Source organism: Paenibacillus chungangensis, assembly GCF_042675905.1.
Taxonomy (GTDB): domain Bacteria; phylum Bacillota; class Bacilli; order Paenibacillales; family Paenibacillaceae; genus Pristimantibacillus; species Pristimantibacillus chungangensis.
Genome location: NZ_JBHTJZ010000005.1, coordinates 286,964 through 307,014, shown reverse-complemented (window position 1 = coordinate 307,014; position 20,051 = coordinate 286,964). Strand labels below are relative to the sequence as shown.

Genomic DNA, 20,051 nt, shown 5'->3' with positions numbered 1-20,051 from the left:
GCGTTATAGTTGAGCTGTTGTCAATTTACTGCTTATAGCGCTCATACGCACTTGTATAGATTTCTTTCAGCCTATCAAGCCCCATTCTCTCCAGCTGTGTTACATAAGTATTAAAGTCATCCAATGAAGCTTTTCCTTGCACAAATTCCGCAGTCTTCTGGGTGACTAATCCGTTAATATCGGCTTCAAGCGTAAGCTTCTCGTCGCTTTCCTCTGCAGTAAAGCTGAAAAACTCCCATACCTCCTCCGGCACATAAGGCAGCAGATTGGCTGAAGCCTCCTTAGCGGATGGTTGTGTTTCTCCGCCTTTAAAGTATTGTTCTGTCACCACTGTGGGCAGCGATCCACCGGCATATGGCACATATTGGGCGGTCACTTGGTCGAAGGAAGATCCCTCCGGGATATTCTCGATAATTTCAGGTAAAAATTCGTAACTGCCATCAGGCTTCTGCTCATAAGTCTCACCTTCGAAGCCGAGGAACAGCATACGAGCCCCTTCATCGCTATACAAGTAATCAATCCAACGAATGGACGCTTCCGGATGCGGATTGGTCTTGCTGATTAGAAAAGCGCCGCGTGAACCAACGTCACCCAATACAGCCGAATGCATTTGATCTCCCTTCGGACCAATGAGCGCGGCTTCCAAACCGGCATAGGCTTCAGCATTGGAGTTAGCTCTGGCAATGACATTGCCAAAGGAGAAACTTCCCACTAAATTCTGTTCATTCTTCGCCAGCAATTCTGTTCCGCTTGTTGTAAAGATTTCTTGATCCAACAGCTTTTCAGTGTAGAGCTTATGTAGATAAGCCAACATCTCCTTATAGCCTTCACTAGCCGGGAAGAAACGCAAATCACCAGATTCCGGGTCAATATCCCAGCCCGCTCCTGCTCTTCCGCCTCTGTTTGCAAGGCCGAAGGCGCCACGTAGCGAAACAATAATATCATCCAGCTTATCAGCGGTCAGCGGGATTTCATCTACTTGCTGGTTTTGGTTCGGATCGCCATCTCGAAACCCCTTTAACACCTCGTACAGCTCATCCGTCGTCGTTGGCATCGTCTGATTGGTCGCCTCAAGCCATTCCCTATTCATAAATAATTTGCGATTGACCTGAATACTAGGAGCATCGAACAGGTTCGGCAGTGAATAAATACTGCCATCAGACGTGGATATGGCTTTGCGGATACCCGGCTTCTCATCTAGAATCTTCTTAATATTAGGTGCGTGCTGATCAATGAGTTCATTCAAGCGAATAAAAGAGCCGTCTCTTCCATATTTGTCGATGTTATTGTCAGGCATCAGAGTACGGAAGAAAATATCAGGCAGTTGATCGCTGGCTAACGCCAGATTTCTTTTTTCTTCAATGTCTGCGCTCGTATACTCATCCCATTCAATCTTGATACCGGTCATTTCCTCATACCTTTGCCAAACCAGAATTTCATTCCAGTCCGTAGGCTGTGATGGACTGAGCCTCACCATCGCCGTTAACGTAATCGGTTCGTCAACAATAGGGAATCCGCTTTCATTAATTCCAGTCGCTTCTTCTCTCACAGGTTCTCCATTGTCTGGCGTTCCTGATGGAGACTTTGGTTCATTGGAACTACAAGCTGAAAGCATCGCTACAGATAATATGACAATCATACCTTTACTGACTAAGCTCATTCTTTTCATTGCATATCCCCCCTAGGTTACTATCAATCACAAATTCCGCACGCTTTCGCTTTGCCTTGTTAAATACTATATTGCGTAGATGAGAATTTAATATAATGCTATAACATCATCAGAGAATGAGGTGACTGTTATCTTTATGTAGAGAAAAAGCCTCTTTTTGATGTCGCCCTTTGACGCAATTTCTGCTGGTACTTATACTTATATTTGTCGCTAACAATATACATCTCACAAAAATCAATATAACGCTTACCTGACAGTGTCCAGCGTAACGAATGTAAAACAGCGCTATACTTCTTAATCTGCAGGATCGTTGCGATTTCCGCGGAACAGTTGATTGCGCCTACATCTACCTCTGCCTCTTCAGCTACGATGCCTGAACAATGATAGATGGTTGCATAAAGCCCTTCCGCATCGAGCTGTTCAATAGTTGCTCCAGTCATTAACCCATATGGAACATAAACTCGTTCCCAGGAAACCGGTTCATCGCCAATGTAACGCAAGCGAGTAATCATGTAGACAATATCCATGCCACCCAGGCCTAGTTTCTCCTGCAGAAACTCTGGGGCTACGCATGTGTCGAAACTAATCATCTTAAAGTCAGAATTCACACCTTCTCTCTCCAGTTCTTCAGACAAACTGTAAGAACTCGTCAATTCATGCTTGAATTCCCTCATCGTTACGAATGTGCCTTTCCCTTGCTTGCGCACGAGATACCCATCCTGCACAAGCTCTTTCAACACTTCTCTTACTGTCATCCGGCTTACTCCATACTCATTGCACAGTTCCCGCTCACTTGGTATTTGCGTTCCCGGAGACCATATCTTACCTTCAATCTTCTCCATCAGCTTCATTCGCAACTGATACTGGAGTGTGACAGGCAGCGTATCGTCCAGCATTTCTAGTCCCTCCATCATTCTTTAGCTAGACAATAAACCAGGTTCAACTGGTTATAACATTATAATACTATTACATTAAAATGCGTGTCAATACGAATTCTCTTATTTAAGAGAATTCGTGAGTTGTCGATTAATTGTGAACTGACTTGACAAATGATTGAATAAGTAGTCTGTTGCCTTCCATTATTCATCGACAGCCTCTTCGTATATCTTACGACTTGACTTGGGGTAATTCTCACCTGTGTGGGAAAATAAGGGATTTGATTGATCAAAAGAAGTTTTTTTGGCGGAGTGTCTGCTTGTATTTATATTTATATTTGTCACTTATAATGTAAATTTCACAAAACTCAATATAGCGCTCTTGTGCCATCGTCCAGCGCAAGAGCTGCAGGACAGCGCTGTTCTTTTTCAATAGCAGCATTCCGGCAATATCCGCCGGACAATTGGCAGCTCCAACATCCACTTCGGCCTCCTCGGCTTGGAAACCTGAGCATCGATAGATTGTTCCATACAATCCCTCCTTGTCCAACTGTTCGTTTGTCGCATCTTTCATCAGCACAGCTGGGACATACGCTCGTTCCCATGAGAACGGTTCGTCACCAATGTAACGCAGCCGGGTAATTTCGAAGATTGGTTCTTCCGCATCAAGCTGCAATTTCTCCATTAAAAAATCGGGTGCTTCACGTTTTTTAAAATCAATGATTTCAAATCTGGAATTAACCCCTTCCCGTTCCATTTCCAAAGATAAGCTGTATGAACTGGTCAATTCATGCTTAAAACCACGCATGGTTATATAGGTGCCTTTTCCTTGTTTACGTACAAGATAACCTTCCTGCACAAGTTCTTTCAATACTTCACGTACCGTAATCCGGCTAACACCGTATTCGCTGCACAATTCCCGCTCACTCGGTATTTTCATGCCTGGAGAATAAACCTTTTTCTCTATTTTCTCCAGCAGCTTCATCCGCAATTGGTATTGCAGTGAAACTGGTAACATGTCATCCAGCATCATTTATTCCTCCAATAAAATAAAAATAGATGGATCATCATAAGGACATTGTCCATATACAACTTAGTTCATCTAAAATTAGTATAATGATATAACATCAAAAACACAATTCAACTTCCATTCACATTCTACTCGACGTGCTTCTTCACATCTTCCGTATCTATGCTTGCGGTATCCCTGGAGACTCCTTAGTCTAATGCGCTGCCAGGCGCACAAAGGACTGTCCCGCAAGGTGGCACTTGCGGAACAGTCCTTTGTATGGATAATAAATCAGCTCAAGAGAGTTTTTCCTACAAATGACGGTATAGCATCCGCCCGCTTACGGCGCGGGCTTCACGACGCCTTTCTTCAAGATGAGATTGGCGTATAAGGCGCCTTCGCCAGTCGCGATGATTGCGTAGGCCTTCTTCGCCCGCTCATAGAAGGCGAACCGTTCGATCTGCTGGAAAGGATCGCTTAGCCCGGATCGCTTCCGAATAATATCCGCATATGTCTCCCAGATCGGTGTCTCCGTCTTGTCGCCGGGCATGACTGCCATCAATCCCGCTGGCCGCTCCACATATTGATCCAGCGGGAACAGCTGCAATATCGCATCCAGCAGCTCGGGTATGGCATGACCGTCGCAGCGGATTATCCTCTGCGCATGGCTAGCCGCCGGAAAATTACCGTCTGCCAATACGATCTCATCGCTATGTCCCATCTCCATGAGCACCTTCAGCAGCTCTGGTGACAGAATCGAAGGAATGCCGATCAGCATGTTGGTCACATCCTTTCATCGCAAACGGACTATTTCATTTTTTGCAGCAATTGTACACGGTAGGCCTCGCTCTCCAGAGAAGCGATATCCTCGAATTCTTCCTTCGTCAGCACCTTAGGCTCCCTTATCGCTTTTGCGATGAGATAGATTTTGGCGCTCTCTTCCACAACCTCCGTCCGGTAATACGCTTCGCGCAGGTTGCGGCCGGTTGTGACCAGTCCATGATTGCCAAGCAATACGGTGCTCGCCTGATTAACTACTTCTACATAGGCGTTCGCTAGCTCCTCTGTCGTCGGAAGCACATAAGGAACGTACAGCGTCTTGCCCACGAGCGCCGCCTGATCCGGGAACATAATGGGCAATTCCTGCTCCACCAAGGTGAAGGCGATACAATAAGGCGGATGCGTATGCACGATGGCGCCGATGTCCGGGTTGGCGCGATAGGCGTACAGGTGCATCAATACCTCCGATGAAGGTCGCAAGCCATTGTCTGTAATATCTCCGCTCGCGATGTCCACTTCCGACCATTGCTCGGGACTCACTTCATCCAGCGCGAAGCCGCTGGGTGACAAGTACATTTTCCCTTCGTGCCGCGCGCTGATATTGCCTCCCGGGCCAACTACCAGCTTGTTCTCCACGGTCTTGCGTGCATACTTGCACAGATCTTCTCGTATAGCCGCACTGCTCATGTCAATAACCCACCTCCAAAACCATAATGAAGAACGATGCCTGCTACTTACTACTTATAAAGCGGGCCGAAGTTGGAACATGCGCGATAATCCGCACCTTCCAGATCGGCCGTGCCGAACAGTCCCCAAGCGCGTGGACGGTATACCCGTTCGGACGGCACGTTGTGCATGTTGACCGGAATGCGTAGCATCGCTGCAAGCGTGATGAGGTCACTTCCGATATGACCATAGCTGATAGAGCCGTGATTCGCGCCCCAATTATCCATCACATCATAGACGGAAGTGAATGCGCCCTTGCCCGTTAATATCGGTGCGAACCAAGTTGTCGGCCATGTAGAATCCGTACGCTTGTCAAGCGTGTCATGCACGTCTTGTGGCAGGTCTACCGAATAACCCTCGGCAATTTGTAATACAGGTCCTACGCCCTTCACGAGATTAATACGAGACATCGTCATCGGCATGCCGCCACGCGTCAAGTAGTCGGAGGAGAAGCCCCCGCCACGGAAGTATTCTACGGACGCCGGACGCCAAGAAGTAGCATTCAGACACTTCTGCGCTTCTTCCTCGCTAATCTCCCAGAACGGCTTCATCACAGGCTTGCCGTCTCTCATCTGCTCGCCTGTTCCATCCAGTGTCGCTGGCCCGGAATTGATTAGATGTAGCAATCCGCCGGAGGCTTCGCCCTTCAGCTGATGGCCGGTCACTCGCTCTACGGATTCCGGGCTCCAGTATGTGCGCACGTCGGCGAAGATCTGTGCCGTATTCGTCAACAAATAGCCGAACAGCATGACGGCTCCGTTCAAGCTGTCGTTCTCCGTCGCTACCATGTACGGTGCGCGAATGCCGTTCCAGTCGAAGGAGGAGTTCAATATCGCCTCCATGAAGTCGCCGTTCGGGAAGTGATCCGTCCATTGGCGCTGTCCTTGGAATCCGGATACGATCGCATCGTGGCCCATCGCTTCTTCGCCGTATCCCAGCTCGGCAAGACGGGGATTGCCAACCATCAGATCGCGTGCGATCTGTGTCATTTTGACGACCGTCTCCCAATCCTTGTCCTTCTGCTCTCGTGAAGTTTGAATGTCTGCAGGATTGTTGTCCGGCCCTTCCACGCAGTTCTCCTTCACCCAAGCCAGAGCTCGCTCGAATTCCTCATCGTCGTAGATGCCCTCATTCATGCGCCGAACGAATTCTGTCATATCCACATATTCCGTTCTCATACCTAGATACTCCTGGAAGAACGTATCGTTCACGATGGAACCGGCGATTCCCATGGATACAGAGCCCATAGAGAGATAGGATCTGCCCTTCATGATGGCTACGGCCAAGCCAGCCCTCGCGAAGCCAAGCAGCTTCTCACGCACGTCGTCCGGTATCGACGTATCTCCCGCATCCTGCACATGCTCGCCATAGATCCCGAATGCCGGCAAGCCCTTCTGCGCGTAGCCAGCTAGCACAGCGGCAAGGTAGACAGCGCCGGGACGCTCCGTTCCGTTGAAGCCCCATACCGCCTTCGGTACGGACGGGTCCATGTCCATCGTCTCTGTGCCGTAGCACCAGCAAGGCGTTACCGTAATGGAGACGCCAACACCGGATTTGGCGAACTTGTCCGCGCAGGCAGCCGCTTCCGCCACCCCGCCGATGCATGTATCCGCAATGACGCATTCCACTGGCTCGCCGTTCGGATAACGAAGATTGTCGGAGAGCAGCTTCGCCGTCGCCAGAGCCATATTCATTGTCTGCTCCTCTAACGATTCCCTAACGCCTTTTCTTCTGCCGTCAATTGTCGGGCGAATTCCTATTTTGGGAAATCCTGATTTAAAGCGTTCATTCATCTCAGTCATGTGTATCCCTCCACATCGTAGATTAGTGTTACCGATAACCTTAAAGTAACAGCAAAAATAGTTGATGTCAACGCTTACTTTTATGTATGATAGAAATTATGATTGATGCAACGTACAGGATAAGGAGCGCTAGAAATGGTTACGATCTATGATATTGCTGCGAAAGCCAACGTATCGGCAATGACTGTATCCAGAGTTATCAATAACACTGGAAAAATAAGCGATCGGACGAGGGCCAAAGTGAAGCGGGTTATGGAGGAGATGAATTATGTGCCCAATCAGACGGCGCGCAGTCTCGTGCTTCAGCAGACCAAGCTCTTGTTCCTGCTCATAACGGATATTATGAATCCATTCTATACGACACTAGCCCGGGGAGCGGAGGATGCGGCCAAGAAGCACGGCTATCGGCTGCTGTTCGGCAATAGCGATGAAAACCTGGAAAAGGAAGCGGATTATGTAACAACGATTCTGACGACGAGGGTGGACGGTGTGTTGCTTGCTCCTGCAGGCGATCCCTCCTTGCCTCATCTGGAGTCACTCCAACGGCATAATGTGCCGTTCGTCTTGCTGGACCGCGAAGTGCCGGGCATTCAATGCGATATTGTGCTGGGAGACAGCAAGGAAGGCGCCCGGCAGCTTGTCGATCACCTTGCAGCCGCCGGTCACCGGCGAATTGCAATTGTGAACGGATCTTCCTCCATCTCTAGCGCCAGATTAAGGCTGCAAGGCTACAAGGAAGGCATGAAGCTGAACGAGCTGACCTACTCTGACGATTATATGTACGAGACAAGCTTCGGTTCCCTGAACGACTTGTCCGACATGGATCGCTGGCTAGAGCGTCTCGACCCTATGCCTACGGCCATTCTGTCTGGCAACAATGTGCTTGCCGTCGAAGTGATGCGACTGCTGAAGCAGAGGAATATGCGAGTGCCGGAGGATATATCGATCGTCTGCTTCGACGATCTCGGGCCACACACGGAAGTGGAGCCATTCCTCACTGTCGCAGCTCAACAAGCTTATCAATTCGGTTATATGGGTATGGAGATGCTAATCGAACGAATCGGGCATCGCAACGAGAAGCGGCCATGGAAGAAGATCGTGTTGCCGGCAGAGCTTCTTGTTCGCCGTTCCGTCCGTCCGTTGAACTGAGTGCGTATGCGCCTCGCAGGCAGAAGCAACTGTCATTGTCGCGCGCATTATTCGGCGGAGGACTGCCGCTCCTTCCGGAATGCCGTCGGCGACCTGCCGCTCCATCTGCGGAATTGCTTCGAGAAGAAGAGCGGATCACCGAATCCGACAGATGACGCCACTTGCGCAATCGTCAGATCGCTCTCCAGCAGCCGCTCCGCCTTCTTCATTCTTACCTTGAACAAATACTGGGCCGGAGACAGACCTGTCGCCAGCTTGAACAGCTTCGTCAGATGAGAGCGGTGATAACCCAGCGTTGCCGCTATTCCTTCGATCGTAAGCGGATGAGCGTACTGCAGATTCATCAGCCTGACGGCCTGATCGATTCTGCTGTAAGACGGCTGGTGTAGCACGTCGGCGTCTTCACCGTCTCCATTCGTGGAGCATCCCTCTCCATTCTCCGACTGGCGCCGATGAATCTCCTTCCCCAGCTCATAGAGCAGAAGCCTAAGCCAGCCAGCCGATTCCGCATTGCCTAACGACGGCAGCGAATGGTGATCCAGGCTCTTCCTGAGCATTCGGAACAATCGGCGCAATCGCGTTGGTCTATCGCTTCTGATGACAGTGCGATCCGGTGTAACCCCAAGCTCCGATAACGCTGCATCCGCAAGCCCTCCTGAGAATGCCACCCACACATAGCTCCATGGACGTTGCTTATCAGCTTCATACTTGACAAGGATATCTGGGAAGATTACGAATACGTCTCCCTTCCCCAGCCGGTAACTTTCCCCCAGCGTCTCGAACGTGCCCTCGCCATCCAGAACGAGATGAATTAAATAGAAATCATGAACGGCTGGCCCGATATAATGGCCCTCAACAGGCCTACCTTCTCCGCTGAACAGCACCGACATTTCTTCCATCAACGGGGACTTGTTCATCGAGATGGAAAAATAATAGTGTGTATCCACTTTCGTCCCTCCCTGCTTCCAAGCTCTGTCCCTCAACTCTATCATGCAACATAAATCCATACAACTACTTCATCATTCCATATGAATATAGAAGGATCAATCGTATACTAATGGTGATTAACAACTGGCGCGCAGTTACAGATCATTCCATACTCGTTAAGGAGGATACCCTCACATGTCCAAAATTACATTCATCGGAGCGGGAAGCACCGTTTTCGCCAAAAACATTCTTGGTGATGTCATGATGACCCCTGCTCTGCAAGACTTCGAGATTGCACTATTCGATATCGACGAGACCAGATTGCGGGATTCCGAGCAAATGCTTCTCAACATTAAACGAAACAGCGGCAGCACGTGCAACATCAAATCATATACCGATCGCAAAGAAGCGCTACGCGGCGCCAAATATGTCATTAATGCCATTCAGGTAGGCGGCTACGATCCTTGCACAATAACGGACTTCGAAATTCCGAAAAAGTACGGGCTGCGGCAAACGATAGCGGATACGGTCGGCATCGGCGGCATCTTCCGCAATCTGCGGACGATCCCTGTGATGCTGGACTTCGCACGAGATATCAATGAAGTCTGTCCGGATGCGTTGTTCTTGAATTATACCAATCCGATGGCGGTATTGACGAATGTCATGAATACGCATGGCGGCGTCAATACGGTAGGCTTGTGCCATAGCGTGCAGGTATGCGTACCTGACCTGTTCAATCATCTGGGCATGGATGTGGAAGGCGTCAAATGGAAAATCGCGGGCATCAACCATATGGCCTGGCTGCTTGAAGCGACGAAGAACGGCGTAGATCTATATCCGGAGATCAAGCGACGCGCTGCGGAGAAGCAGAAGGAGAAGCATCATGACATGGTCCGTTATGAGATGATGCTGAAGTTCGGCTATTACATTACGGAATCGTCGGAGCACAATGCGGAATATCATCCTTACTTCATCAAGCGGAACTATCCGGAGCTGATTGACCGCTTCAACATTCCGCTCGACGAATACCCGCGCCGCTGCGTCAATCAGATCAACCGCTGGGCTTCCATGCGCGAGTCGCTTGTCAACGACGCGAACCTGGAGCATTGCCGCAGTCATGAATATGCCTCTTACATGCTGGAGGCGATAGAGACGGACGTACCGTTCAAAATCGGCGGCAATGTCATGAACACGGGCCTTATCACCAACCTTCCTAAAGAAGCTTGCGTAGAGGTGCCTTGCCTGGTCGACAGAAGCGGCATTACGCCTACTTACGTAGGCGATCTTCCACCGCAGCTGGCGGCATTGAACCGCACCAATATTAATACTCAGCTGCTTACAATCGAAGCAGCCATCACCGGCAAGCGCGACCATATCTACCATGCCGCCATGTTGGACCCGCACACTTCGGCAGAGCTGTCCATGGATGACATTGTCGCCATGTGCGACGATCTGATTGAAGCGCACGGCAGTTGGCTGCCTAGCTATAAATAAGAGACAGGCATGAGAGAGGCCTCCAATCCCCATCTTATCGGCGGGACTGGAGGCCTCTTCTATTTTCTAATCTTCAAAGCCTGAACTTCAATGCTGGATCTGCCCGCTTCAGGACAGCTTCAGCCACTTCAGGAAGCTCTGGATTTGCTGATCCCAGTAAGCCCAGTTATGATCGCCGGGCCCTTCTTCGTAAGTAAGGCAGTAGTCCGGCTTGTCTGCACAGGCTACACGGAAGCTGGCATTATGATCATATAAGTAATCCTCCGTGCCGCAGCATTGGTACAGAGCAGGCTTAGACTGTCCGTTGCCGGACGTTGTATCGAGCAAGTGCAGCAGATCATGCGTGGTGCCCGCAAGCGGTTCGTCTCCAAAGACGAGCTCCAGCGTTCGTTTCTTGGCATCATCTACATTCTCCTTACTGTACTTGACAATATCCAGAACGCCGGACAAACTGCCCGCTGCGGCGAAGCATTCCGGATTTGATAATGCCCACTTGAATGCGCCATACCCACCCATGGACAGACCTGCGACGAAGTTATCCTCTCTCGCAGCCGATAGCGGGAAGAAGGAGCGCGCTATAGCAGGCAACTCCTCTGTCAAGAAGCTCCAATAAGCGCCGCCGTGCACCATATCCGAGTAGAAGCTTCTATGTACCTGCGGCATTATGACCGCGATACCCAGCTCCGCCACATACCGCTCCACTGACGTTCTTCGCAGCCATATCGTGTGGTCGTCGGAAAGCCCGTGCAGCAGATAAAGCGTTTTGTGCTTCGTTCCGCTACTCTTGTTGCTCATGCCGATCTGCGTTAACGTCTGCTGGGGCAATATCGCCGTCAGTGAAGTACTTAATCCCAGCACTTCTGAGTAATAGTTGCATGTTATAAGTGCCATTATTTATTCATCCTCCACAATCATTGCAATATTTCTTCACTTATAACAAATACAACACAGAATCAGCATATCCTTCTTAAATCAATTGACTTTTATCTTTATCCATTCGCAGCTTCGACCCGATCTATAGGGGCTGTCCAACTTCTTGCCAATCACGCCTTCCAGACTACAACGGCGAGCCATCTGGTACATGGCAATACCCTCTCGCTTCATGCCCTGCAGCAATAGGATGGAAGGACTGTCTTCCATTACCGCTCTGAGCATCGCTTTCCGCTCCAGCAGCGGGTAACGGCGCACATCCTCTCCGTTGCAATACAAGATATCGAATGCGAAATAAGTGAGCGGAAATTCTCTTCTTGCTTCGCGGATGCCCGGCAGCTTCGTCTGTCTGAAGCGGTGCTGAAGAATGTCGAAGCTAGTCTGGCCTGTATGCGGATCAATGTAAGCCGCTTCTCCGTCAAGCACCACATCCATCGATTCCTTGAGCGGCACTTGAAGCAGCTCGGGGTATTGTCTGGACACCTCATTGCCGTGACGCGTCAGCAGCCGGGTCCGCCCGGATCTGACAATTAGCCCAAGACGCTGACCGTCAATCATCGGTTCGAATAAGTACCGACCATCGTCGAACGGCTCCCCGCTAATCGCTGGCAGCATTGGATTATTAAACATATCGCGCTCCTCCCCCTCCCATCCTATCACGAAATCATGCATGAATTCGTCGGTAAATTAAGGGGCAATTAGCGAATAATCCTTCACGCCTTATCACATAATATGGACAAGAAGGAGGATGATAACAAGTGGCTAACAACAACACTAATCAATTGGTAGTACCTCAAGCGCGCGCCGCACTGGAGCAGATGAAGTATGAGGTCGCGCAAGAACTTGGCATTCAGCTTCCCCAAGACGGCTACTACGGCAATATGACGACTCGTGATATGGGCTCAATCGGCGGCTACATCACTCGCCGTCTTGTCCAGATGGCTGAACAACAGCTCTCAGGGCGCTAATACATCGCCGTTCATTGCAGTTAATAAGATGAGATGCTATACATGATGAGCTATTGCCGACTGCTGGCAACAGCTCATTTTTCGTTTGGGCTCCAAAACTTGCAATACTTCTTTCTTTTGCTCGCAATTATCTGTAAAATGAGAAGGAGCTTGTCTACATAGACCATGTGAATGATAGGAAAGAAGGGAATAACCAATATGATGATTAAACCGAAAACTCGCGGCTTTATATGCACAACCGCTCACCCGCAGGGCTGTGCCAGTCAGGTGCAGCGCCAGATCGATTACGTGAAGGGACAGCCGTCCATCTCCGGTCCCCGCAATGTGCTGGTCGTAGGCGCATCCACCGGCTATGGACTCGCTTCACGCATCGTATCCGCCTTCTCCGCAGGAGCGAATACAATCGGCGTCTACTTCGATAAGGAAGCGGAAGGCTCCCGCACAGCTACTGCAGGCTGGTACAACTCGGCTGCGTTTGAGAGCGCCGCGGCTGAGGCGGGTTTGAAATCTTACAGCATTGTCGGCGACGCATTCTCCGATGATGTGAAAGCCAAGACGATCGAGCTGATCCGAGAAGAGTTGGGGAAAGTGGATCTGATTGTCTATAGCGTCGCCTCGCCGCGCCGGACGCATCCGAAGACGGGCGAGATATTCTCCTCTGTCATTAAGCCGCTTGGTGATGTCTATACGAATAAGACGGTGAACTTCCATACCGGTGATGTGACGGAAGCAACAATCGAGCCGGCGACGGAAGATGAGCTGCGCCAGACGATTGCCGTTATGGGTGGCGAAGACTGGCAGATGTGGATTGATGCATTGCAGGCTGCGGATGTGCTCGCGGAAGACGCCACGACAGTCGCCTACTCTTACATCGGCCCGTCCATTACGCACGCAGTCTACCGCGACGGCACGATCGGAGCGGCCAAGAACGATCTGGAGGCTACCGCCCATCGCCTTCATGAGCAGCTTGGCGCCACCGGCGGCCGTGCATATGTATCTGTGAACAAAGCGCTCGTCACGCAGTCCAGCTCCGCAATCCCGGTTGTGCCGCTCTACATCTCTGCACTGTACAAGGTCATGAAGGAACGTGGCCTGCATGAAGGCTGCATCGAACAGATGTACCGGATGTTCAGCGATCGACTATATAACGGTGGAATCACTCCTGTGGACGAGAGAGGTTTAATCCGTTTAGACGATTGGGAGATGAAGCCTGACATTCAAGAGGAAGTAGCGAAGCTATGGGCAGAGCTGACGACGGAGAACGTATATGAGCTTTCCGATCTGGAAGGCTATCGCAAGGAATTTTTCGGCCTGTTCGGCTTCGAGTTGGACGGCATCGATTATGAAGCGGAGACGGATCCGGATGTAGCCATTCCCCATTTGCGCTAACGATCTGTCCACCCGCCTGTTAAGACGGGCTGGTGCGACTCGGATTCCGATGGTCGGAGCGGCCGGGAGACGATCATTGTATCGTTCCCCGGCTTTTTTGACTTATCACTCCGTTTTCCTGTTCCGAGGCTGTTCACGCCACTTTGTCTCAGTGTGCTTTACGATTTGTCCCTGCCTTTACCTTTTGGTATGATGAAGATAAAGTATGCTTATCGATTATTCGTACATTTGGAGGAAATTATGACTAACATTAAAGTCTTCTCAGGTTCGTCCAACCTGCCATTGGCCAAAAAAATTACAGAGCAGCTAGGCATAACACTGGGCGAAGTCACAATATCGCGTCAGCAGAGCGGCGAAATCTACGTCTCTTACGACGAGTCTCTGCGTAATTGCGACGTCTTCCTCGTCCAGTCGCTGTCCCATCCCGTCAACGAGCATCTCGTGGAACTGCTCATTATGATGGATGCGGCGAAGCGCGCTTCCGCGAAGACGATCAACATCGTCATGCCCTATTACGGCTATGCTCGTCAAGAAAGAAAGTCCGCGCCGCGGGAGCCAATCTCAGCTAAAATGGTCGCGGACGTATTGACCACCGCAGGAGCGAATCGAATTATTACGATCGACCTGCACGCCGATCCTATTCAAGGGTTCTTCGAGATTACGGTGGATCATCTGACGGCATTGGATACGATTATCGACTATTTGCGCTCGAAAAACATTGTAAATCCGGTCGTCGTATCTCCGGACGCAGGCCGCGCGACCGTCGCAGAGAAGCTGGCGGGACTAATCGATTGTCCGTTCGCTATTATGATAAAAAATCGTCCAGCGCATAACCAGTCCGAGATTACCCATATTATCGGCGAAGTGGAAGGCATGACGCCGATCATCATTGAGGATCTGATCGACACCGGCAGCACGATTGTGAACGTCGTGGAGGCGCTGAAGAAGCGCGGAGCCCATAACGCCTACATTTGCGCGACGCACGGACTGTTCTCCGGGAATGCCGTTCAGAAGTTGGATCACCCCAATATTGAAGAGATCGTTATTACGGATACGATTAACCATGAAGGGGAGTATACGGACAAGTTTGTTGTGCTGCCGATGTCTCCTCTCATCGGAACAGCGATTAAAATCATTACAGAAGGCGGTTCGATCGCAACGTTGTTCAAATCATAGTAGCTGAGGCATTTTGTACGATTTTTCGTACAACTGTGGCGCGACGGCGGCTATTTCGGGGCATTTTGTACGATTTTTCGTACAACTTTGGCGCGACGGCGGCTATTTCGGGGCATTTTGTACGATTTTTCGTACAACTTTGGCGCGACGGCGGCTATTTCGAGGCATTTTGTACGATTTTTCGTACAACTGTGGCGCGACGGCGGCTATTTCGGGGCATTTTGTACGATTTTTCGTACAACTTTGGCGCGACGGTGGCTATTTCGAGGCATTTTGTACGATTTTTCGTACAACTGTGGTGCGTTGGCCCCTATTTCGGGGCACTTTGTACGATTTTTCGTACAACTGTGGCGCGTTGGCGGCTGTTTCGGGGCATTTTGTACGATTTTTCGTACAACTTTGGCGCGACGGTGGCTATTTCGGAGCACTTTATGCACATTTGATTACTTTAGACCTCATTAGTTACTACGAAACACAAATTAATCGCTTTAGACCTCGTAATTACTATAGATGCAAATTGTTAATTGTGGTCGTCCGGTCGTCATCGTGTAGCGACGCACCGTGCGCAGCTCCCTGCGCACGGTGCGAAATATCATTGGTCAATCCTCTTATGAATCAGAAGACATATCAAGCCATGCCAGTTCTTCCCGAGACAATGTAATGGCGGAGCCTTCGTGGCAGGAGCGAAGCTCCTCAGCCGTCTGAGCGCCGATCAAGGCGCATGTCGGGAACGGCTGATTCAGTACGTACGCTAGAGCGATCTGAATCGCCGTTACTCCCTTCTGCTCCGCAAGCTGCCTTGCACGGTCCAACCGTTCCCAGTTGTCATCGCTATAGAATACTCTGACCAGATCCGCATTGTCTCGCACTTCCGGCGTGAATCGTCCTGTGAAGAACCCCCTCGCCTGCGAAGACCAGGACAACAGCGGGAATTGCTCCTGCTCGTGCCATCTGCACGACTCTTCGTCCGCAGACACGCAACCCGCCCAGAACGGCTCGTTCGGCTTGGCCAAGCTAAGATTGGGACTGCTGAAGGTGAACCCCGTCAATCCACGGTCGGCGGCGTAGCGATTCGCTTCCTGAATGCGCTGCCAAGTCCAGTTCGATACGCCGATGGCGCCAATAGCGCCTGACGCTACATGCTCGTTCAACGCATCGATAATAACACTCACCGGCACAGTCGGATCGTCGCGATGCAGCGCATACAGATCGATAAAGTCCGTCTGCAATCGCTCCAGACTGCACGCCAGATCTGATGCGATCGCTTCCCGGCTTACTCTGGGACCGCTCGCATCGGGATGCGCCCCCTTAGTCAAGATGACCAGAGCATCTCTGTTGCCGCGTTCCTGCATATAACGTCCCAACACTTCTTCGCTTTGCCCTCCGCAATAGATATGGGCTGTATCCAGAGAGTTGCCGCCTATGGCCATGAAAGCATCCATATTGGCCGCTGCTTTCTCATAGCTGTCGTGGAAGAAATAATCGGTTCCCTTCATCAGTCTGGATACCGGCTTACTGCAGCCTGCTATTGAAATATACTCCATTTTGTCTCCTCCTCTCTTCTGTTACAAGCGACTGGGACTCGTTCCAAGCTCGACACGTCTTCTCTCTCTGGCAGACGCGAGGCATGCGTCGATGACCGCCATGTTGCGCACCGCATCCTGCGGCGTATAGCGAAGCGGAGCCTCACCGCTGATCGCTTGGGCAAGCGCATCTGCCTGGGCTGCATATACGTTCATATCCGCTACAACGACTTCTCTGCGCTCCCCGCCTGATTGGACGAAGAAGCTGCCGCTGCCGGGAGAACCCGTTACATAAGCAGAGGGCACTTCAATGATGCCTTTCGTCCCCAACACCTCCAGAGGATTGCGGAAGGCTGCCCACATGCCGCAATCGAATGTCAGCGATACCGAATCGGAGAATTCAACGAGTCCGGATGCCATCATATCGACATCGCCGTGCCGTTCCGAGAACAGCGCCTGCACCGTCACCGCTTCCGGCTCCTGGCCAGTAATCAGCCTCGCTGCGCTGATAGGATAGCAGCCTACATCATAGACAGACCCTCCTCCCCACTCACGCTTATATCTAACATTGCTCATATCCTCCGAATTGTTGAACGTGAACGCACTGCGGATGCCGCGAAGCTCTCCGATCTCTCCGGAAGCGATAATCTCCTTGATGACATCGTATCTGGGGTGCCAGCGATACATGAACGCTTCAGACAGCTGTACGCCGGCATCAGCGCAAGCCGCCACCATCTCTTCCGCTTCTGCAGCCGTAAGCGCAAGCGGCTTCTCGCACAATATATGTTTGCCCGCTTGTGCGGCGCGGATCGTCCATTCTCGATGCAGATGATTCGGCAGCGGTATGTAGACGACATCTATGGAATCGTCGGCAAGCAGCTCTTCATAGCTGCTGTAGGCGACAGGGATATCCAGCTCTTCCGCGGTACGGGAAGCTTTCTCCGCATCTCTGCTGGCGATCGCGGCTACTTCATTGCGTTCGGACGCCTGAATACCCGGAATGACCGCTCGCTTGGCTATAGAGGCGCAGCCCAATATGCCCCATTTCAATTTTTCACTCATGAATCATTAGCCCCTTTCGTATGAATAAGATTATATTGTGATTATAAATCGAATAAGGTAAATTTAATATAATAATATATTGATCATTATTAACACAATATTGTCATTATAGTAGAAGGGAGATACACAGAATGGAGCGACAAATCCATTTATTGACACTGCCCCAAAGCCCTTACTTCTGTATGCCGGAATCCATCGGTCATTATTACGATTATCCAGAGCATCATGTGTATCGCAGCAAGGATGCCATTAACAGCTTCAATATTCACTACGTCTTATCAGGCAAAGGATATGTGGAGGTTCAAGGGGAAATTCATACGTTAAGCGCCGGACATGCCGTGCTGTACTTTCCTCGGCAGGAGCAGCACTACTACAGCAGCAAGGACGATCCGTGGAATATTAGATGGTTCCACTTCTATGGCGATGGAATGAGAGACTACCTCGTTCAGCAGGGCATGCATCTTAGCCAATTGTGGACGCTCAGACAACCCCAACTATGGGAGCAAGCGCATGAAGAACTGCTTGCGGAAGCCGAGGAGCGCCGCATGCTCAGACCGGTGCGCTTATCCGCGCTTGCCTATCAGCTGCTGGCGCTATTCCTGGAACAAGCCGTTCCGCTAAGAAAGGGGTCCAGCGGAACGGCCGGAAGCCGAATTCTGGAGCTGCTTCCGGAGATGCAGCAGCAAGCCACGGAGCCTTTCGAGCTACAAAAATGGGCGGAGCTGGCAGGCGTCAGCCCTCATTACTTCTGCAAGCTGTTCCGCAGCACGATGGAGATGACACCCGTCGCCTTCATTACCCGCTGCAGGCTGCAAATGGCCAAGCAATGGCTGCTGGATCGCAAGACGGCCTCCATCGGCGATATTGCCAAGGAGGCCGGTTATCCCAGCGTCAGCTACTTCAACAAGCGATTCATGGAGCACGAAGGCATGACACCTACAGATTACCGTCAGCTATATGCCATCGGGGGAGTCGCGCGAAGGCGTTAGACCTTCACGTTCTCGCTCTCCGCTTGCGACTGAGCCAACTCATATATTCCGTCTGGCTCATTCGATTCCTGTCTTCATCTGAACCTGTGCCACCCATCTCGGCATGGAACGACTTCAACAAGCCGAGCGTCATTAGAATCAGAACGATGCCGAGCGGGAAGCCGCTGACGATAATCGCCGTCTGGAACCCGGACAAGCCGCCGGAAGCCATCAATACCGCGGCGGAAGCCGACAAGACGAAGCCCCAGACGAACTTGACGGATGTCGGCGGCTCCAGGCTGCCCCGCGTCGTCTGCATGCCCAGCACGAATGTGGCGGAATCTGCGGATGTAATGAAAAATGTGCTCACGAGAAGCAGAGTAACGATAATGAGTGGCATGGACAGCGGCAGATGCTGATAGACGTAGAACAACGCCGTCTCCAGGCTCTGTCCCGATACGTCAAAGCCCTGCTGGTATTCCATATATATTCCGGTTCCGCCGAATATACCGAACCAGACGGCACAGACAAGCGTCGGGATGATCAGGACGGCGATGACGAATTCCCTTACCGTTCTTCCCTTCGATACACGAGCAATGAACGTTCCTACGAATGGCGCCCAGGCAATCCACCACGCCCAATAGAAAATCGTCCAGTTGCGCAGCCACTCCGCGTTTTCTTTATTGAAGGGAGCGAGCCGAGTTCCCATCACCAGCAAATTTTGCACATATTCCCCGAACGTCGTCGTCAGCAGATTCAGCAAAAAAACGGTAGGCGCCAACACGAAAACAAGGAGGAGCAACACAAGCGCCAAGCCCATATTGGCGTTGCTTAAATATTTGATGCCCCGCTTCACACCCGTTCCTGCCGAGATGAGGAACAGAACGGTGACGATCGCTATAATAACTAATTGCACACCGTATGTATTGGGCAAGCCGGTCAAGTAGTGAAGACCGCTGTTGATCTGCGCCGCTCCCAGTCCCAAGGAAGCCGCTACCCCGAATATCGTCGCAATGACGGCGATCGTATCAATGACGGTTCCCACCGCCCCCTTCGTCCGCTCGCCAAGAAGTGGATACAGAGTTGCGCTCATCAGTCCGGGATGGCCTTTTCTGAATTTGAAGTAAGCCAAGGCAAGGGCAATTACAGCATAGATGGCCCAGGCGTGGAAGCCCCAGTGCAAGTATGTATAGCGAAGGGCAATACGCGCCGCCTCCCCAGTCCCCCCTTCACCTACCGGAGGACTGGCAAAGTGCGAGATGGGCTCCGATACGCCGAAGAACAGCAGACCGATGCCCATGCCTGCGCTGAAGAGCATCGCGAACCATGTAGGCCGATTGAAATCGGGTTTATCTTCGTTTTTGCCGAGCTTGATTTTACCGTAACGACTGAAAATAAGAAACAAGGCAAAAAACAGAAAGTAGGTGGCGGCCAGTTGAAAAAACCACCCGAAATTAACCAGAAAAAAACGTTGCATGACAGCCATCGCCGACTTTAGCCCATCTGGACCGATAACCCCCCACATAACAAATACGATGGATATCGCCAGCGCAATCCAAAACACCTGTGACACTTGCTTCATACCGCTCAAGCCCCCTTTGTAT

The 20,051-nt window shown here is 51.0% G+C and carries 18 protein-coding genes; 6 read left to right on the top strand and 12 right to left on the bottom strand.

The features are described from left to right. Positions 1–25: 25 nt before the first annotated feature. The 6 genes from ACFQ2I_RS03770 to ACFQ2I_RS03745 form a co-directional block, all read right to left on the bottom strand. A complete protein-coding gene (locus ACFQ2I_RS03770) occupies positions 26–1,669 on the bottom strand; it encodes an extracellular solute-binding protein (protein WP_377562284.1) in 1,644 nt (547 codons plus the stop codon). Between the two features lie 134 nt (positions 1,670–1,803). After that, the gene (locus tag ACFQ2I_RS03765; protein ID WP_377562283.1) at positions 1,804–2,565 is read right to left on the bottom strand and encodes a GntR family transcriptional regulator; all 762 of its coding nucleotides are present in this window, start codon (positions 2,563–2,565) and stop codon (positions 1,804–1,806) included. Positions 2,566–2,833: 268 nt separating this feature from the next. Further along, on the bottom strand, positions 2,834–3,577 hold the full coding sequence (locus ACFQ2I_RS03760) for a GntR family transcriptional regulator (RefSeq protein WP_377562282.1): 744 nt from the start codon (positions 3,575–3,577) through the stop codon (positions 2,834–2,836). A gap of 316 nt (positions 3,578–3,893) precedes the next feature. Further along, complete coding sequence (locus tag ACFQ2I_RS03755; RefSeq protein WP_377562281.1) at positions 3,894–4,331, bottom strand: RbsD/FucU family protein; 438 nt, start codon at positions 4,329–4,331, stop codon at positions 3,894–3,896. 29 nt (positions 4,332–4,360) lie between these two features. Further along, entirely contained in the window at positions 4,361–5,020 is a 660-nt protein-coding gene (locus tag ACFQ2I_RS03750) for a class II aldolase/adducin family protein (RefSeq protein ID WP_377562280.1), read from the bottom strand. A gap of 50 nt (positions 5,021–5,070) precedes the next feature. Then, entirely contained in the window at positions 5,071–6,861 is a 1,791-nt protein-coding gene (locus ACFQ2I_RS03745; protein ID WP_377562279.1) for an L-fucose isomerase, read from the bottom strand. A gap of 135 nt (positions 6,862–6,996) precedes the next feature. Between ACFQ2I_RS03745 and ACFQ2I_RS03740 the strand changes: the two genes are divergently transcribed. Further along, positions 6,997–8,010, top strand: a complete 1,014-nt coding sequence (locus ACFQ2I_RS03740) for a LacI family DNA-binding transcriptional regulator (protein ID WP_377562278.1) — start codon at positions 6,997–6,999, stop codon at positions 8,008–8,010. Between the two features lie 47 nt (positions 8,011–8,057). On the opposite strand, the gene ACFQ2I_RS03735 is transcribed toward ACFQ2I_RS03740, so the two are convergent. Next, positions 8,058–8,957 (bottom strand): AraC family transcriptional regulator, encoded by a 900-nt coding sequence (locus ACFQ2I_RS03735; RefSeq protein ID WP_377562277.1) that lies wholly within the window; start codon positions 8,955–8,957, stop codon positions 8,058–8,060. Positions 8,958–9,132: 175 nt separating this feature from the next. On the opposite strand from ACFQ2I_RS03735, the gene melA reads away from it, so the two are divergent. Beyond that, a complete protein-coding gene (gene melA / locus ACFQ2I_RS03730) occupies positions 9,133–10,431 on the top strand; it encodes an alpha-glucosidase/alpha-galactosidase (RefSeq protein ID WP_377562275.1) in 1,299 nt (432 codons plus the stop codon). Between the two features lie 108 nt (positions 10,432–10,539). On the opposite strand, the gene ACFQ2I_RS03725 is transcribed toward melA, so the two are convergent. Both ACFQ2I_RS03725 and ACFQ2I_RS03720 read right to left on the bottom strand, forming a co-directional pair. Then, positions 10,540–11,322, bottom strand: coding sequence for an alpha/beta hydrolase (locus ACFQ2I_RS03725; RefSeq protein ID WP_377562274.1), 783 nt, complete (start codon positions 11,320–11,322; stop codon positions 10,540–10,542). Positions 11,323–11,403: 81 nt separating this feature from the next. Continuing rightward, positions 11,404–11,991: an ATP-dependent DNA ligase gene (locus tag ACFQ2I_RS03720; protein WP_377562273.1), complete on the bottom strand. Its 588-nt coding sequence runs from the start codon at positions 11,989–11,991 to the stop codon at positions 11,404–11,406. A 128-nt stretch (positions 11,992–12,119) separates the two neighbouring features. Between ACFQ2I_RS03720 and ACFQ2I_RS03715 the strand changes: the two genes are divergently transcribed. From ACFQ2I_RS03715 to ACFQ2I_RS03705, 3 genes are all read left to right on the top strand, one after another. Continuing rightward, positions 12,120–12,329: a small, acid-soluble spore protein, alpha/beta type gene (locus ACFQ2I_RS03715; protein WP_377562272.1), complete on the top strand. Its 210-nt coding sequence runs from the start codon at positions 12,120–12,122 to the stop codon at positions 12,327–12,329. A gap of 198 nt (positions 12,330–12,527) precedes the next feature. Next, positions 12,528–13,718: an enoyl-ACP reductase FabV gene (fabV, locus tag ACFQ2I_RS03710; protein WP_377562271.1), complete on the top strand. Its 1,191-nt coding sequence runs from the start codon at positions 12,528–12,530 to the stop codon at positions 13,716–13,718. Between the two features lie 240 nt (positions 13,719–13,958). After that, positions 13,959–14,894, top strand: a complete 936-nt coding sequence (locus tag ACFQ2I_RS03705) for a ribose-phosphate diphosphokinase (protein WP_377562270.1) — start codon at positions 13,959–13,961, stop codon at positions 14,892–14,894. A gap of 608 nt (positions 14,895–15,502) precedes the next feature. Here ACFQ2I_RS03705 and ACFQ2I_RS03700 read toward each other — a convergent pair. Together ACFQ2I_RS03700 and ACFQ2I_RS03695 are read right to left on the bottom strand one after the other, a co-directional pair. Then, positions 15,503–16,438, bottom strand: coding sequence for an aldo/keto reductase (locus ACFQ2I_RS03700; protein ID WP_377562269.1), 936 nt, complete (start codon positions 16,436–16,438; stop codon positions 15,503–15,505). 21 nt (positions 16,439–16,459) lie between these two features. Continuing rightward, on the bottom strand, positions 16,460–17,479 hold the full coding sequence (locus tag ACFQ2I_RS03695; protein ID WP_377562268.1) for a Gfo/Idh/MocA family protein: 1,020 nt from the start codon (positions 17,477–17,479) through the stop codon (positions 16,460–16,462). Between the two features lie 131 nt (positions 17,480–17,610). On the opposite strand from ACFQ2I_RS03695, the gene ACFQ2I_RS03690 reads away from it, so the two are divergent. After that, positions 17,611–18,468: a helix-turn-helix transcriptional regulator gene (locus ACFQ2I_RS03690; protein WP_377562267.1), complete on the top strand. Its 858-nt coding sequence runs from the start codon at positions 17,611–17,613 to the stop codon at positions 18,466–18,468. Between the two features lie 4 nt (positions 18,469–18,472). Here ACFQ2I_RS03690 and ACFQ2I_RS03685 read toward each other — a convergent pair whose 3' ends face one another. Then, positions 18,473–20,029 (bottom strand): BCCT family transporter, encoded by a 1,557-nt coding sequence (locus ACFQ2I_RS03685; protein ID WP_377562266.1) that lies wholly within the window; start codon positions 20,027–20,029, stop codon positions 18,473–18,475. Positions 20,030–20,051: the final 22 nt, after the last annotated feature.